Here is a 15,752-nt window from a genome sequence, read left to right on the forward strand (position 1 = left end):
GAGGGCTTGTATTATTGAAATAAGGAAGCGGCACCTATTATTGCTGCTTTTTCTTCATATTGGCCAAGACTAATTTCAAAATCGCTGAAGTAATCATCTTTATCGATTAAATCCCATGCCTTTGCAATATTTCCCCCAATAATAAACTTTTTACTGGCATGTTTTCTGCTGAAAAAATGAAGAAAGTCCCTCAAATGTGTCCTATATTCGGATAACAGTTGCTCGAATTCTTCGGTGTTCCTATGAGTGCGAGCGATTTCCTTAAATCCTTTTTCTTCAAATCCTGAAAGTGCTGAAAATCGATTAACAAACCATCGGGTGACTAAATACTCTTCAAAAAACGCACTTTTATAAGTGCTATTCCAAAGACCCGCGTCGAAAGCTTTAGCCTTATTAGACCATACCGCACTGCCTAATCCTGTTCCCAATGTAATCCCTAAAATTCGGTCTTCATGATCTCTTTTTGAGGCAAATATTTCTCCTTGAAGAAAGGCGGCCGCATCATTGATATAACGAATTTCGGTATGTTGATCTTTCAAACCGCTTAAAATTCCCGCTGTTGTACTCAGTTTATAAATATTATCGTACTTGTTTTGCCCCTTCATCAACGCGATCCCATTTTCATAATCGAAAGGACCAGGCATTGCAATACCTATTTGCTTTATTTCCTGATTAAATTCGTTGAGGCAGTTCTGTATATTATCTGTCCAATATTGAAAAATCGATTTAGCATTTTCTTGCGAATTAAAGGACACACGTTTGATTGTATTAGATAAGATTTTCCAAGTATCCTTCACTACAATAGCGGAGGTAATATGTGTACCTCCGATATCGCATGCTAATATAAAATTTTTATTATCAGACATTCTTATATGTTCTTTGCTTTAGTAAATGATCTGCAATAACTAAGGCTGCCATTGCTTCAACGATAATGACGGCACGTGGAACGACACAGGGATCGTGTCTGCCTTTTCCCGAAATAGTCGTTTCTTCTTGCGAGAGATTTAACGTAGGTTGATCGCGCATGATGGTTGCCACAGGCTTAAACGCTACTTTAAACGTAATATCCATGCCATTTGAGATCCCCCCCTGTATACCGCCGGAATAATTGGTGTGTGTAATAGTTCGCTCGTTTTCGAAACCAAAAATATCATTGTGAGCAGAGCCTTTAAGCTGGGACCCCTCAAATCCTGATCCATATTCAAATCCATGTACAGCGTTGATGCCCATCATTGCTTTGGCAAGGTCGGCATGTAACTTATCGAAAACAGGTTCTCCCAACCCCACAGGCACATGGCGAATAATGGTTGAAATCCGGCCACCTACTGTGTCTCCATCTTTGCGAACTCCATCAATAAAGTCGATCATTTCAATTGCAGTACCGGGATCGGCGCAGCGGACGATATTACTTTCGCGTAATTCGAATAAGCTGTTGAGGTCTGTACTATCAAGGTTGGGTGCTTCTATCGTTCCCACCCCGGAGACGTGAGCAAAGATTTCAATTCCGTATTGTTTTAAGAACAGCTTTGCAATCGCTCCAGCAGCTACCCTCGCGGCGGTTTCGCGGGCGGAAGAGCGGCCTCCTCCGCGATAATCGCGGATACCATATTTCATTTGATAGGTGTAATCTGCATGTGACGGACGAAACTTATCCATGATATGCGAGTAATCTTTTGAACGCTGGTCTTCGTTTGGAATAACAATAGCGATGGGGGTGCCGGTAGATTTTCTTTCGAAAATCCCTGATAGGATTTGGGCGGTATCGCTCTCTTTTCGTTGTGTTGTTATTTTGGATTGACCTGGTTTTCTTTTATCCAGCTCCGACTGAATGAATTCTTCGTCAATCTCAATATTTGGAGGGCAGCCATCCAAAATAACACCAATAGCTGCTCCATGTGATTCGCCAAATGTTGTGATTTTAAAGATATCGCCAAATGAATTTCCTGCCATAATTTAAATATTGCGTAAATATATCAAATCGGTAATAATTATTGATAAACTATTACCGATTTTTGTTAGTTCGTAATATGGAACCCCTGCCGCGCAAGATGCTCCCAGTAGGCGGGATACGATTTTTCTACAACTTTAGGCTCTACTATAGTAATTTCGTCAAACACTAACGCAAGGGGAGCAAATGCCATTGCCATACGATGGTCTTCATAGGTTGCGAAAGATACGGCACCTGGATCTTTGACATTCGCTGTGGTCAAGTGATAAATTTCGTCTTCCGCGGTTAGCTTAGCTCCAAACTTTGAAATTTCGTTTTGAAGTGCTGCAATGCGGTCTGTTTCTTTAATTTTTAAGGTTTCCAGTCCTGTGAAAGAGACATTTCTTTTTAATGCAGCGGCTACTACGACCACGGTCTGCGCCAAATCTGGACACTCTTTAAAGTCAAATAACTGCTGATTCGAATCAATTGCTACTTTCTTAATGTGTATTCCTTTTGTGGTGAATGTCGTTTGGACGCCGAAATGCTTCATGATTCCTGCAATTGAAATATCACCCTGTAAACTGTTTTTCTTTAGACCAGGTAGAAAAATTTCTCCCTTTTCGGAAAGCGCCACCATGGCGTACCAATAGGAGGCTGCACTCCAATCTGGTTCGACATAAAGCACAGATTCCTGATGTTTTTGAGGAGCAACGTGAATTGTATTACCTTCCCATTCGTACGTTATTCCAGCTTCTTTTAACATATTCAAGGTCATTGTCACATAAGGCCGAGAAGTTAGTTCACCTTCAATTTCAATGGTTAATCCCGTTTTTAATGCGGAGGCAATCAAAAGAAGCGAGGAGATGTATTGGCTACTTACATTGCCCTTGATGTGTACTTTATCACTGCTCTGAGATATTTTACCTTCAATCTGAAGAGGAGGGAAGCCTGATTTGCTGATATACTGTATTTGGGCTCCGATATTTTTTAGCGCATCTACTAGGATCCCGATAGGGCGTTGTTGCATACGCTCTGTACCCGTAAGAATGAAATTTCCGTCGAGTAAATTGAGGTATGAGGTTAAAAAACGCATAGCTGTACCTGCTGGCCCGATGTCAATAACTTTTCGTTCAGAGCCATCTGCGTGAACTTGCATTAATACTTTTTCCAAAATAACGGTATCGGCAGCTTCAGAGAGATTTTCAACTTTTACTTTGCTGTCACTCAACGCACGTATAATAAGAGCACGGTTGCTCTCTGATTTAGAGCCAGTGAGTTGAACCGTGCCGCCTATTTGTTTTGTTTGATGTGATAGCGTTATGCTTATCTCATTCATTATGCCTCTGCTGGTGAATTAGCGTTCATAATTTCATTTTGCTTACGAATAGATTCGTTATGGAGTAATTCTAAATACTTAACTGCAAAATCTTCACTTATACTTAGTGCTTTAGCCAATTGAACACGTTTTTGAACAATTTCATCCCACCGAGTTACCTGTAGGATAGTGACATTATTGTCTCGTTTGAATTCACCAATTTTTTCTGCGATTTTCATGCGATCACCGATCTGTTTGATAATTTGGTCATCCAGTTTGTCAATTTGTTGACGTAGTTCTGCTAATTTATCTTCAAAAGCTGGATTATTGGATTCAGCATGACGTACAGCAACATGATCTAATAAATCTGCTAATGCGGCAGGAGTAACTTGTTGTTTTGCATCTGTCCATGCAACTGATGGATCGATATGTGACTCAATGATCAGTCCTTGCATATCCATATCTAACGCTTTTTGCGTGATATAAGGAATAAGTTCGCGGTTGCCACAGATATGGCTTGGGTCATTGATGATAGGTAAATCCGGTGCAATGGTTTTTAGTTGAATAGCTAAATCCCACATAGGCTCATTGCGGAAAGCTGTTTTTTCATAAGAAGAAAACCCTCTGTGGATCGCGCCGATCTTTTTAATACCCGCACGGTTTACACGTTCTAGCGCACCTACCCACAACGATAAATCTGGATTAACAGGATTTTTGATCAATACCGGAACGTCAACCCCTTGTAACGCATCCGCAATTTCTTGAACAGTGAACGGGTTGGCTGTAGAACGAGCTCCAACCCACAAAATGTCAACACCTGCTGCTAAAGCTTCTTCCACATGTTTTGCAGTAGCAACTTCTGTAGCCGTTAATAAGCCCGTCTCTTCCTTTGCTCTTTTTAACCATTCTAAACCGATGCTTCCTATACCTTCGAATTCTCCAGGACGTGTACGCGGTTTCCAAATACCTGCACGTAATACATGTACTTTGCCGGTATTTGCTAATAGATGTGCTGTGGAAACCAATTGTTCTTCAGTTTCTGCGCTACAAGGTCCTGCAATAATTAAAGGCTTGTCGCCGGTATCGATCCATGATTTTAGCGGAAGGATGTCTAATGAATGTTTCATCTTATTTGGAATTTTCTTGTTTACAATATGTTGAATTACTTATACTTTTTCGTTTTTGATGTACTCGCCCATGATACTAAAATTGACGGTGTGTTTAAGTACTTTACGGATGGCGGCATCATAATCAGCTTGTTTTTTCCATTCTACATCAACATAGAAGTCGTATTCATTTCGGCGCCCAACAACGGGCATCGATTGAATCTTACTTAAATTTACATTCTGCTCTGCAAAGCATTGTAATACACTGGCTAAGGAGCCCACAGAATTTCCTGTTTGGAAAGACAATGATGCTTTGTTTGCATTCTTTTGCTCTACAACTTCGTTGGATAAGATAAGGAAGCGGGTCGCATTTTTCTTGTGGGTCTCTATGCGTTTTTCTAAGATGTTCAATCCGTATATTTTAGCGGCAAATTCACTCGCAATTGCTGCAGTTGTGGTTAGTTTCTCTTCTTTGATCCGCTTTGCACAACCTGCAGTGTCCATACCTTCACGAACTGCCCAATCTGGATGATCACTTATGAATTCATCACATTGGCGGATAGCAATAGGGTGAGATTCAATGGTTTTAATGTCGCTAAGTTTTACTCCTGGTAAAGCAAGTAGATTCTGTTGAATATTGAGGTGCACCTCTCCGATAATATGAAATCTATAATCTCTTAATAAATTATAATTTGGGAGGATACTTCCAGCAATTGAATTTTCAATAGCCATCACTACATAATCTGCTTTTCCCTGTTTAAGCATTTCACAGGTTTTTTTGAATGACTCACATTCTATCACTTCGATATCTTTTCCGAAATATTTAAATGCGGCTTCTTCGTGAAAAGATGCTTTTACTCCTTGGATTGCAATTCTAATGCTCATTTTTTTTGATGTGTTCTTTAAAAGAGAAAAGTCCCGCTTTATCTCGGGACTTTCTATATTTTGCGCTTTACAACAGTCTACAGATCCCAGTTTTTATCTTGGATAATAAAAGAAATAAAATGTATATGTTGTGCTGTGGTGCATGTTTCTTATTTGATAACACAAAGATAATATCAATATTTTTATAAAGCAAATTTTTTTAAAATTTTAAAGTGTATTTATTGGTTTTTTTTGTTGTTATATGTTGTAAAAAAGAGTAATATAAAGAATGATTTTTAGTGTTAAATTTTTATAGTTTTATTCGATAGGTTTAATGTTTAATAATTGATTTAGAGTGTATAATGTTATTTTTTTTATTTTTCAGACGTTTTTTTTAGGTTTTTTTGTGCTGTTTTTATTGATTAAAATGATGTAAATTTACTATTTTTTTTTGTTGTATTTTATAGTTTTTTTATTGCAGTTTTTATTCGAAAAAAAGATGTTCAGAATCCATGTTCTGGTTAATTATGAATAAAATAAAAAATTAATAATCGCGTAATTGCAAAATTTTTGTACTATTGAAGCTTATTAATTTTTTAAATGATATACGTATTTTTCAGTGTACTATTTAGCGTAACCGTTTCCATAATCATAAAACTAGCCCGATCCAGACTAGTGGATACCCAACAATTGGTATTATGGAATTATCCCATTGCTGTATTGATGACCTACTTCCTCCTTAAACCAGATTTATCGAATAGTTTTGTGCAAAAATGGCCTTTAATGATCTATATTCCGTTGGCCATACTACTGCCGACCTTGTTTATTTTCATCGCTTTAGCCATTCGAACCAGTGGTATAGTTAAGACCGATATCGCCCAGCGACTGTCGCTATTTATACCTCTGATCGCATCTTTTGCCGTGTTTGGAGAGGAGGTAATATGGAGTAAAATGATTGGAATAGTAGTGGGGTTAATCGCAATTACGTTTTCAATTAGTTGGAATAAGCACGCGGAAAATTTTCAGAAGAATGCCTGGATTTATCCTTTTATCGTATTTGTGGGAATGGGAATTATAGATGTGTTATTTAAGCAAATAGCACAGCATACGCTGGTGACTTACCTCACGTCTATGTTTATCGTGTTCGTGCTTTCGATGTTGGTCGCTTTTGGTATTTTGGGTTACCAGATAGGGGTTCTAAAGAAAAGTCTTGATAAAAAAGCCATAGGTTGGGGGCTGTTATTAGGCATATTCAATTTTGGGAATATTTATCTTTACATGAAGGCACATCGTGCGCTGCCGGATAATCCTTCAATCGTATTTACAGCTATGAATATTGGTGTTATTGTATTAGGCGGTATAGTAGGCGTTTTAATTTTTAAAGAAAAGTTAAGCCGAATCAATCAAATTGGATTATTTTTAGCGATCATATCTGTTTTATTAATTGCATACTTGTGAGTTCATTTGAAGATACCTATCGGACAATCGAATCTGGGACGGAAGGCATATTTAGAGATAAGGGGAGTAAATTTATTGCGTATGCTTATCCATTTAAGGAGGAATCTAAGTTGAAAGACGTTATAGCTAGACTCAAAACATTGCATCCAAAAGCCCGCCACTACTGCTGGGCCTATCGGCTTACATCCGACCGGAATGTATTCCGTATAAATGATGATGGCGAACCTTCTGGGACAGCTGGACGACCGATATTGAACGTATTGCTGTCTAAGGATATCACAAATATTTTGGTGGTAGTGGTGCGCTATTTTGGTGGTACGTTGTTGGGCGTGCCGGGGCTTATACATGCATATAAAACAGCTGCATTAGAAGCTTTGACTAACGCCCAATTCGTGGAGAAGACGATTAATGATGTGTATGAAGTGGCGTTCGAATATCTGCAGATGAATGAGGTGATGCGTATTTTAAAAGAAGAACAAGTGGAGATTGTGAGTCAGCATTTTGACAATCATTGTGTTTTAAAGATTGAAATCCGTAAATTACAGGTAGATATTGTGATTAAGAAAATGGATAATTTACAGCATGTTAAAACCAATTATTTGTATACGATATGATACCTGATTCAGAGTTGATATTAAATGGGGACGGGAGTATTTATCATTTAAATCTAAAACCGGATGATTTAGCAGACACAGTAATTTTTGTTGGCGATCCTGATCGCGTATCTATCGTTTCTCAGCACTTTGATACGCTAGATGTGAAAAAAGGTAAGCGAGAGTTTATTACGCATACAGGGACATTGCGGGGCAAGCGTATTTCTGTTATCTCTACAGGTATTGGAACGGATAATATTGATATTGTTATTAACGAAATTGATGCACTGGCTAATATCGATTTCACGACGAAGGCGCTAAAACCTGAACTGAAATTCCTTGACATTATTCGCATCGGTACATCAGGGTCGATTCAAGGCAATATTGCGATAGGGACCATTCTTGCTAGTGAATATGCAATAGGTTTTGATGCTTTAATGCAATATTATATAAAGCCCTATACAGATATCGAACGACGAATGCAGGAGGAGATTTCCTTACAATTTCCAAAATTAAGTTTTAGTCCTTATGTAGGGAAGGCTAGCGAACGGTTAATGAAAAAAATTGCAATGGAGTTACCCCACGGTATAACAATGACTGCGCCGGGGTTTTATGGCCCTCAAGGTCGGAGTGTTCGTTCGCACAATGTATACCCCGACTTGATAAAAACAGCAAACCACTTTTCGATAGATGGAAGGCAAATCACCAATTTAGAAATGGAGACTGCAGGTATCTATGCATTGGCTAATATGTTTGGACATCATGCGATTTCGATAAATGCAATTTTAGCCAGTCGGGTTAATGAACAGTTTTGTGAGAATCCGCAAGAAATTATAGATAGGGCTATTCGCTGGGTCTTGGATAGAATTTAGATTTGTCCAAGTCCTTTACGGGTCGAATCAAAACGGAGCAAAATAAACAGCAATATGGTAAAGCTCCACAAGGATGAACCGCCGTAACTTATAAAAGGAAGTGGAATTCCAATAACAGGTACTATGCCTATTGTCATACCTATATTGATAAAAAAATGGAAGAATAGTATGGATGCAACACCATAGGCATAGATTCTTGCAAAGGGTGTGCGCTGTCGCTCAGCAATATTAACGATTCGAAGCAAAAGAATAAGGTAGATACAAATAACGAACACGGATCCTACAAAGCCCCATTCTTCACCTATCGTACAAAAAATAAAATCGGTGCTCTGCTCGGGCACGAAGTTGTATTTCGTCTGGGTACCTTGTAGATAGCCTTTGCCAAAGAGTTGCCCTGATCCTATAGCTATTTTGGATTGATTCAAATTATAACCTTGTCCTCTCGGATCATCCATTTTTCCCAAAATAATATCAATACGATTCCTTTGGTGAGGTTGTAATACTTGTTCGTAAGCAAAGTCTACGCCCAGAATATATATAGAGGCTGTAATGAATAATAAACCTGTGTTGATAATATTCTTTCGACGTTTACGAAATAGAAACATAAAAAACAGTGATGTTAAAGCAATAATGCCAATTAATATCCACTGGTTTATCAGTAAAGCCAATACAAAAAGTAAAATTGCTAGTGCTCCTAAAATTAAGAAGAGATTGCTGACAAATCCCTCTCGGTAGAAGACAAAAATTAAAGAGAAAAACGCGAGTGCAGATCCCGTGTCGGGTTGAAGCATAACTAGTCCGACAGGAAAGAGTACAATACAAGCACCAATGAATAATGTTTGTTTATTTGGTGTTTTGTTTGCTTGTGTGTTTAGATAATAAGCCAATAATAGGCAAGTAACTAATTTGCCAAATTCGGATGGTTGCAATCTAAAGCTTCCAATGGGGATCCATGCTTGATTTCCGCCGACATTTCGACCGATAATTAGCACAGCAATCAGTAATAGTATGACAATAATGTAAAGAATAGGCGTGATGGAAATAAAGAATCTGGAATCAATAATAAGAATACAAAATCCGATAATAACCGCGGTAAAAATGAAAATTGTTTGTTTACCATAATTTGTCTGCAGATTGAACAGCCCGGGATGTTCGGGGTCAAATACGGCAGCATGAATGTTAAACCATCCGATCAAACACAATAAAAACCACAGACCGATTGTGATCCAATCTATTCGACCGAGAAAGCTTTTGTTTTGTAATTTATTCATGCGTTCTTCTAACTTGGCTGTGGTGTACTAAAAGTTCTTGTTTCTCTGTGCTTTGAGAAGTTTGTTTTGGACTGTTGACGGGAACTTTTTTGATGATTGTGGGATTCTTTTTCATTGCTGAATCCTTCTTTTTTTCAACCTCAGGTAACAAGTTTGCGTTGTATATGCGGTCTTGGATATACTTGGGTAAGGTAATGGTATCATGTAGATACTTCTCAACGAGCATGCTAGCGATAGGTCCTGCCCAAGTGCCACCATATCCCGCATTTTCGACGAATACGGCAATTGCTATCTTTGGATTTTCTCGTGGAGCGAAGGCGAAAAATACGGCGTGGTTTTGACCATGCGGATTTTGAACCGTTCCGGTCTTTCCACACATTTCAATTCCTGGAATGCGTACGCTTGCCGCCGTTCCGCCCATATTTACGGCACGACTCATCCCTTCAATTACCGGGGCATAGTATTTAGCATCGACACCAGCTGATATTTTTTCCGTAAATTCTTGCTTAACGATTTTTTTCTCTCCGATACCTTTGATAAGATGAGGTCTGTAGTAAAAGCCTCTATTGGCAACGATAGCCATAACATTCGCCATCTGTAGGGGGGTGATACCTAATTCTCCTTGTCCAATTGACAAGGAAATATTATAACCCGATCTCCATTTTTCATTTCCATATCGCTTGGTATAGAAGCTTGACTCCGGCACGAATCCACCTTTCTCCCCTGGAAGATCGATACCTAACCTGCGGCCCAAACCAAACTTTAGAAGACCTTCGCGCCATAAATCATATGCTTTTGGCCCGGGTAAACCTCTAGAGTCAATCATTTTGGCGTACACGTAGCCGTAATAGGTGTTGCACGACATCTGTATGGATTTTATAAGGTTAGTAGGTCCATCAACATGTGTACAGCGCATAATGGCTCGACCGCCTCCATATCGATACCCACCTGGGCAGTTGAATATTGTGTTTTGATCGATTAGCCCCGCTTGTTGGGCCGTAAGGGCGGCCACTACCTTAAACACAGATCCCGGGGGGTAAGATGCTTGAATCGGTCTAATGAACATTGGCTTGTTTGGATCGTTGAGCATGTCCATGTAATTGTTGCCACGATCTTTTCCTACCATGAGGTTGGGATCGTAAGAAGGGCTACTCACGAATGTTAAGATCTCTCCTGAGGATGGTTCGATTGCCACCACGGATCCGAGCTTGTTTTTCATGAGCTGCTCGGCTAATACTTGCAACTCTATATCCAAAGATGATACTAGTCCATCTCCAGAAACCGCCAAGGTATCGTATTTGCCTTCCATAAACACGCCCTTAGGCCTATTTAACGCATCGACCATCAGATTTTTGATACCGCGCTTTCCTCTTAATAGTTCTTCGTACGAGCGTTCAACACCACTCGCCCCAATATAGTCGCCAGGTTTATAGAAACCATTAGATCGTTCGATATCCTTGTCATTTACTTCCTGGATGTATCCCAAAAATTGAGCTGCAATGCTATCGGGGTAGCTTCGGACGGTTCTATTCTGTACATAAAAACCTCTAAATTTGTGCAAATGTTCTTGTAGGCGTGCGTACGTTTCCGAAGAAATTAGTTTTTCGAATTGCGATGCACGGTAGGGGGAGTATGCACGAGCTTTTGCCATACGAGTTTTGAATCCTGCCATGTCGATATGGATGAGTTGACATAGTAGAGCGGTATCGATATCTTTTACTTCTCTAGGGGTCACTAAAAGATCATATACGGGTTCATTTTGAACAATGACTTTACCGTTTCTATCTAAAATAATGCCGCGTGCTGGATAAACGGTTACTTTACGTAAAACATTATTGTTTGCGGATAACAAAAAGGAATCATCAATGATTTGTAAATAGAATAATCGAGCGACAATAACGAGTGCTATTGTGATAAATATTCCTTGTATGACAAATTTTCGCTCGAAAAAACTATTCATGAATCTATTAATTTCCCAAACGCGATTTGCGCTTGTATGTAAGTATCCCTATTATAAAAATTACGACGATAGTGAATATACTACTTAAACCAACACTCGCTAAGGTATAAAGTATATTTTGAAAAGAGAATACTTCTACGAAATACAACGCCAAGTGATGGACTAAAGTTCCAAGTAAGATATATGTACTGTACCATTTGAATCCCATTTCACTCCAGAGGGGTGTTTCGAATGAGTTTATGACGTCGGCTTCTAGGGTAATCTTGTGGAAAAATACCCTAAACCAGACGAGTGCTACACAAGCTGCAGCATGGACGCCGATCGTGTCGTAAAATGCATCAACAGTAAGTCCCGTAAGGAAAGCGATGACATAAAGTAACAGGTTGGGTACACCTATAGGGAGAAGAAATAGAAATAAAATATAAGGAAACGGGGTCGCTAAATTATAGTATCCTATGTTCTTAAATAATGCGACTTGAAGCATTATTAAAATTATAAAACGTATTGTATTGTTAATTATAATTCTACCCATTGTCGTTATTTGTGGCTTCGAGTTCTATTTTTTCAGTAGCTAATCTGTCTTTTACAACATAAACATGACTCAGATTTGAAAATTCTGTCGTCAATAAAATGCGTATCTCTTTAAAACTTTCACCAGACGTAATTCCGGTTTCAACAATGTGCCCTACTTTGATGCCCTTAGGGTATAATGTAGAATATCCTGAAGTAAACACGGCCTGACCTTTGTACACTTTCACGTGATTAGGAATGTCTCGAATCATCGCATATCTCGAATCTGTATTGCTACCCCAAACTAATGAACCAAAGGCGTCTGCAGTACTATCTAGAGTGACAGATATTTTTGTCTCTGGATGCAATAGCGATTTCACCGTGCTAAAATGTCTTGAAACATTCAAGACCGATCCAACAACACCGTTTGAGGTTATAACACCCATTCCAAGTTCCACGCCGTCTTTAGTACCTTTGTTTAAAGTTAAAAAATTACTTTTCTGATGAATGCTGTTGTTTACAACAGCGGCTACGATAAACTGATATCTGTCGACGTCTATAGAATCAACTAAATGAGCGCTACTTAAGGTATCCTTTCCGATATAATTTTCTAACTTTTGGCGTAATCTAGCATTCTCCAACGCTAGTTCTTCGTTGGTGGACGATAATGCGAGATAACTTTTCCAAGAATTCGATTTTTCGTAAAAAAATCCAATAAGTACATTCGATGAGTTGACGAATGCGGTGCGTTGAAAATTATTATTTCGTACGACTAAAAGAATGGAAAATACAAAAAACAATATGAACCAAAAAAAGGCATTATATCTAACCAGGAAGAGCCATAGGTTTCTCATGTTTACTACTTCGTTACGTTTTTTAACAAGTACGCGATATAGAAGAAGTAACTCTTTTCTATATCGCGGCCATATATAATTTTCATCCGAATAAATTATCTTTAAACGGCGATGAAACTTGTATGAGTTAATCATCCCTTTTAGGGAGCGTTAACTCATGTCAGATTCTTTTGAGTATTATTGCATTAAAAATTTGAATCTTCCGATGTTTTTTAATGCAATACCAGTACCACGTACTACGGCGCGTAGAGGATCTTCGGCAACATGGACAGGTAATTTAGTTTTGGCTTGTATACGCTTGTCTAGTCCTCGTAGCAAAGCACCGCCTCCAGTTAGATAAATACCAGTCTGGTAGATGTCCGCAGAGAGTTCTGGCGGGGTGATTTCCAGCGCTTTCAAAATTGCTTCTTCAATTTTAGAAATGGATTTGTCTAAACAGTGTGCAATTTCGGTATAGGATACGGTTATTTGTTTCGGAATACCTGTCATTAAATCACGACCTTGGACGGCAAAATCTTCGGGTGGATCTTGCAATTCAGGAAGAGCAGCTCCTACTTCGATTTTAATTTTTTCCGCCGTACGGTCGCCAATCATGATATTATGTTGACGACGAATATATTGAACGATATCTGAATCAAAATTATCTCCAGCGACACGAATAGATTGGTCACACACGATACCGGACAAAGCGATAACAGCTATCTCTGTTGTTCCACCGCCTATGTCAATAATCATGTTACCTACAGGTTCTTCTACATCTATACCTATACCCACTGCTGCCGCCATCGGTTCGTGTATGAGGTAGACCTCTTTTGCGCCGGCAATTTCAGCAGAGTCACGTACAGCACGTTTTTCAACTTCTGTAATGCCAGAAGGAATACATACCACCATACGGAGAGAAGGGAAAAACCAAGATTTACCGCCATTAACTAATTTAACCATTCCGCGGATTAAGTGTTCTGCTGCTGTAAAATCCGCAATAACGCCATCGCGTAAGGGGCGTACCGTTTTTATATTATCATGTGTTTTACCCTCCATTTGCATGGCTTGCCTTCCGATTGCAATTACCTTGTTGGTTGTACGATCGAAAGCAACAATAGAGGGTTCATCCACTACTACTTTATCATTATGAATAATTAAGGTATTCGCTGTCCCTAAGTCTATTGCAACTTCTTGCGTAAACCAATTAAATAATCCCATTTGGTAAGAATTGTTCTATATTATAATTAAATGCAAACCTAATGAAAAAAAACCGTTTATGATAACGTATCCCCACAAAAAAATAACATAAATTATGTAGTTATTTGGAAGGTTTTAGGTCATTTTTGATAACGCATGTTTTTTGATATTTATTGCGTCAAAATGCCGATATAATAATTGTATGCATCTATTTCTAAGTTTTCTTTAGTCAGCCCCGGAATGTCTATATGCTTAAATAACGTTGTAAGTTTTATAAGCTGTTTTTTACCCCCTTTTATACCAATGTGTATGGGCATGTTAAACCCTTCTACATCGCTAATCCATCTTCCCAAGGGTTTGCCAGAACCGTCAAAAGTAATCTCTAATGTAGGGATGCCAGTCTTTGTAACATATTGCTGGAATAAGCTAGAGAAATCAATGCGCGACTCGTTAGAAATATAACTTACGATATCTTGATAACCGACTTGACTATGGTAAAATTTTTTATTTAATCCCCTTAGGATGTTACGCCATTTTTTATCATCATCGACAATCGTTCGAATCATGTTAAGCATGACACCTCCTTTGATATACATATCTCCAGATCCTTCTTTGTTAACGTTATATGGACCTTGAATGGGTTTGTCATTTAGTATTCCAGGCCTGTTACCATGTACATAGGCTTGACTCGCTCCTTTGCCATAAAAATAGTCGATAAATAGTGCTTCAGAATAATTGGTGAAGCTTTCATGAATCCACATGTCGGCTAAATCAGCTGCTGTGATGTTATTGCCAAACCATTCATGTCCTGATTCATGTACAACGATAAAATCCCATTTTTTTCCCCAACCTGTATTTGAACCGTCGCGTCCCAGATATCCATTTTGATACTTGTTGCCATACGCTATCGCGCTTTGATGTTCCATTCCTAGGTGAGCTGTTTCGACGATCTTATAACCGTCTTCATAAAAAGGGTAGGGGCCAAACCAGTGTTCAAATGCTTGTAATGTTTCTGAAACGTTCTTTTTTAAATGATTCACCTTATCCTTTTGATTGTTTTCTCTTAAAATATAATAATCTACATCCAAATTCCCCTTTTCGCCGGTGTAGATTTCGTTAAAGTGTATATAATCACCAATGTTTAACGCGATGTTGTAGTTATTTATGGGATTCGATACTTTCCAGTGGTATGTTTTATAACCATCCTTTATAGTTTCAGTTTTTATTAAACGTCCATTAGAGACATTAATGAGGTCTTTGGGGACGGATACCGAAATCAACATACTATCTACTTCGTCATATTGATGATCTTTATTGGGCCACCACACACTAGCACCCAAGCCTTGGCATGCCGTAGCGACGAACGGTTTGCCATTGCTATCTTTTTTCCAATCGAAGCCCCCGTCCCAAGGAGCTCGGGTTGCTTGGATGGGATTCCCTGAATAATAAACCGTAAAGGCATCTACTTTACCTTTTTCTATTGTTTTTGGAAATGTGATGAATACGGCATTAAACGCTCTGCTGAATGGAAGTTCCCTTCCGTTATACTCTACTTTATCAATTGATAAATTATCAAATAAATCAAACTGAAGTTTGGTGAAATCATTTACGGCCCGAAATTGAAATAGGTTGGATCCAGAAATGAATTTATTCTCTATATCCACCTTTACGTCTAGGTGATAGTATTGAATATCGTAACACGTACGCAAAGGCGTAAGTTCACCGCGCAAAGAGTCCGCTCGAGTGAATATTTCTTTTGCTTTCATAAGCTGAGCTTGAATAGGAGACAAGTAGCAGATATATAGGGAAAGCGTAAGGTAAATTAATCTTTTCATTATTT

Annotated in this window: 14 protein-coding genes; 3 read left to right on the forward strand and 11 right to left on the reverse strand. The window is 38.7% G+C overall.

Annotated features, from left to right (window positions below; all coding sequences use genetic code 11):
* Window positions 1-11: 11 nt before the first annotated feature.
* The 5 genes from FAZ19_RS18115 to FAZ19_RS18135 form a co-directional block, all read right to left on the reverse strand.
* Complete coding sequence (locus FAZ19_RS18115) at window positions 12-866, reverse strand: ROK family protein (protein ID WP_136822167.1); 855 nt, start codon at window positions 864-866, stop codon at window positions 12-14.
* Window positions 859-1,950 (reverse strand): chorismate synthase, encoded by a 1,092-nt coding sequence (aroC, locus tag FAZ19_RS18120; RefSeq protein ID WP_136822168.1) that lies wholly within the window; start codon window positions 1,948-1,950, stop codon window positions 859-861. The genes FAZ19_RS18115 and aroC overlap by 8 nt, the downstream gene beginning before the upstream one ends.
* 65 nt (window positions 1,951-2,015) lie before the next feature.
* Window positions 2,016-3,266 carry a 3-phosphoshikimate 1-carboxyvinyltransferase gene (aroA, locus tag FAZ19_RS18125; RefSeq protein ID WP_136822169.1) on the reverse strand — a complete coding sequence of 417 codons (1,251 nt, stop codon included), beginning with the start codon at window positions 3,264-3,266 and terminating at the stop codon, window positions 2,016-2,018.
* Window positions 3,266-4,372, reverse strand: a complete 1,107-nt coding sequence (locus FAZ19_RS18130) for a chorismate mutase (RefSeq protein WP_136822170.1) — start codon at window positions 4,370-4,372, stop codon at window positions 3,266-3,268. Before FAZ19_RS18130 ends, aroA begins: the two co-directional genes overlap by 1 nt.
* A 39-nt stretch (window positions 4,373-4,411) precedes the next feature.
* Window positions 4,412-5,236 (reverse strand): prephenate dehydratase, encoded by an 825-nt coding sequence (locus FAZ19_RS18135; RefSeq protein WP_136822171.1) that lies wholly within the window; start codon window positions 5,234-5,236, stop codon window positions 4,412-4,414.
* 579 nt (window positions 5,237-5,815) lie between these two features.
* On the opposite strand from FAZ19_RS18135, the gene FAZ19_RS18140 reads away from it, so the two are divergent.
* From FAZ19_RS18140 to FAZ19_RS18150, 3 genes are read left to right on the forward strand one after another with little or no spacing between them, the layout of a single operon-like run.
* On the forward strand, window positions 5,816-6,673 hold the full coding sequence (locus FAZ19_RS18140; RefSeq protein ID WP_136822172.1) for a DMT family transporter: 858 nt from the start codon (window positions 5,816-5,818) through the stop codon (window positions 6,671-6,673).
* A complete protein-coding gene (locus FAZ19_RS18145) occupies window positions 6,670-7,287 on the forward strand; it encodes an IMPACT family protein (protein ID WP_136822173.1) in 618 nt (205 codons plus the stop codon). The genes FAZ19_RS18140 and FAZ19_RS18145 overlap by 4 nt, the downstream gene beginning before the upstream one ends.
* The gene (locus FAZ19_RS18150; RefSeq protein ID WP_136822174.1) at window positions 7,284-8,138 is read left to right on the forward strand and encodes a nucleoside phosphorylase; all 855 of its coding nucleotides are present in this window, start codon (window positions 7,284-7,286) and stop codon (window positions 8,136-8,138) included. Before FAZ19_RS18145 ends, FAZ19_RS18150 begins: the two co-directional genes overlap by 4 nt.
* Here the strand turns inward: FAZ19_RS18150 and rodA are convergent.
* The 6 genes from rodA to FAZ19_RS18180 all read right to left on the reverse strand — a co-directional run bounded on the left by rodA (window position 8,135) and on the right by FAZ19_RS18180 (window position 15,747).
* On the reverse strand, window positions 8,135-9,409 hold the full coding sequence (gene rodA / locus FAZ19_RS18155) for a rod shape-determining protein RodA (RefSeq protein ID WP_136822175.1): 1,275 nt from the start codon (window positions 9,407-9,409) through the stop codon (window positions 8,135-8,137). The genes FAZ19_RS18150 and rodA overlap by 4 nt on opposite strands.
* Window positions 9,402-11,369 (reverse strand): penicillin-binding protein 2, encoded by a 1,968-nt coding sequence (gene mrdA / locus FAZ19_RS18160; RefSeq protein ID WP_136822176.1) that lies wholly within the window; start codon window positions 11,367-11,369, stop codon window positions 9,402-9,404. The genes rodA and mrdA overlap by 8 nt, the downstream gene beginning before the upstream one ends.
* Window positions 11,370-11,376: 7 nt before the next feature.
* The gene (mreD, locus tag FAZ19_RS18165; RefSeq protein WP_136822177.1) at window positions 11,377-11,901 is read right to left on the reverse strand and encodes a rod shape-determining protein MreD; all 525 of its coding nucleotides are present in this window, start codon (window positions 11,899-11,901) and stop codon (window positions 11,377-11,379) included.
* Window positions 11,894-12,733 carry a rod shape-determining protein MreC gene (mreC, locus tag FAZ19_RS18170; RefSeq protein WP_136822178.1) on the reverse strand — a complete coding sequence of 280 codons (840 nt, stop codon included), beginning with the start codon at window positions 12,731-12,733 and terminating at the stop codon, window positions 11,894-11,896. The genes mreD and mreC overlap by 8 nt, the downstream gene beginning before the upstream one ends.
* 177 nt (window positions 12,734-12,910) lie before the next feature.
* Window positions 12,911-13,933 (reverse strand): rod shape-determining protein, encoded by a 1,023-nt coding sequence (locus FAZ19_RS18175; protein ID WP_136822179.1) that lies wholly within the window; start codon window positions 13,931-13,933, stop codon window positions 12,911-12,913.
* Between the two features lie 149 nt (window positions 13,934-14,082).
* A complete protein-coding gene (locus tag FAZ19_RS18180) occupies window positions 14,083-15,747 on the reverse strand; it encodes a M1 family metallopeptidase (protein WP_136822180.1) in 1,665 nt (554 codons plus the stop codon).
* Between the last annotated feature and the right edge of the window lie 5 nt (window positions 15,748-15,752).

Origin of the sequence: Sphingobacterium alkalisoli (assembly GCF_005049105.1) — a bacterium.
Classification (GTDB): domain Bacteria; phylum Bacteroidota; class Bacteroidia; order Sphingobacteriales; family Sphingobacteriaceae; genus Sphingobacterium; species Sphingobacterium alkalisoli.

What these genes read in the sequence shown, in the direction of transcription:
- mreC (WP_136822178.1), bottom strand. Translation starts at nt 12,733, where the DNA reads ATGAGAAACCTATGGCTCTTCCTGGTTAGATATAATGCCTTTTTTTGG.
- FAZ19_RS18135 (WP_136822171.1), bottom strand. Translation starts at nt 5,236, where the DNA reads ATGAGCATTAGAATTGCAATCCAAGGAGTAAAAGCATCTTTTCACGAA.
- FAZ19_RS18140 (WP_136822172.1), top strand. Translation starts at nt 5,816, where the DNA reads ATGATATACGTATTTTTCAGTGTACTATTTAGCGTAACCGTTTCCATA.
- FAZ19_RS18130 (WP_136822170.1), bottom strand. Translation starts at nt 4,372, where the DNA reads ATGAAACATTCATTAGACATCCTTCCGCTAAAATCATGGATCGATACC.
- mrdA (WP_136822176.1), bottom strand. Translation starts at nt 11,369, where the DNA reads ATGAATAGTTTTTTCGAGCGAAAATTTGTCATACAAGGAATATTTATC.
- aroC (WP_136822168.1), bottom strand. Translation starts at nt 1,950, where the DNA reads ATGGCAGGAAATTCATTTGGCGATATCTTTAAAATCACAACATTTGGC.
- FAZ19_RS18180 (WP_136822180.1), bottom strand. Translation starts at nt 15,747, where the DNA reads ATGAAAAGATTAATTTACCTTACGCTTTCCCTATATATCTGCTACTTG.
- aroA (WP_136822169.1), bottom strand. Translation starts at nt 3,266, where the DNA reads ATGAATGAGATAAGCATAACGCTATCACATCAAACAAAACAAATAGGC.
- FAZ19_RS18175 (WP_136822179.1), bottom strand. Translation starts at nt 13,933, where the DNA reads ATGGGATTATTTAATTGGTTTACGCAAGAAGTTGCAATAGACTTAGGG.
- rodA (WP_136822175.1), bottom strand. Translation starts at nt 9,409, where the DNA reads ATGAATAAATTACAAAACAAAAGCTTTCTCGGTCGAATAGATTGGATC.
- FAZ19_RS18115 (WP_136822167.1), bottom strand. Translation starts at nt 866, where the DNA reads ATGTCTGATAATAAAAATTTTATATTAGCATGCGATATCGGAGGTACA.
- mreD (WP_136822177.1), bottom strand. Translation starts at nt 11,901, where the DNA reads ATGGGTAGAATTATAATTAACAATACAATACGTTTTATAATTTTAATA.
- FAZ19_RS18150 (WP_136822174.1), top strand. Translation starts at nt 7,284, where the DNA reads ATGATACCTGATTCAGAGTTGATATTAAATGGGGACGGGAGTATTTAT.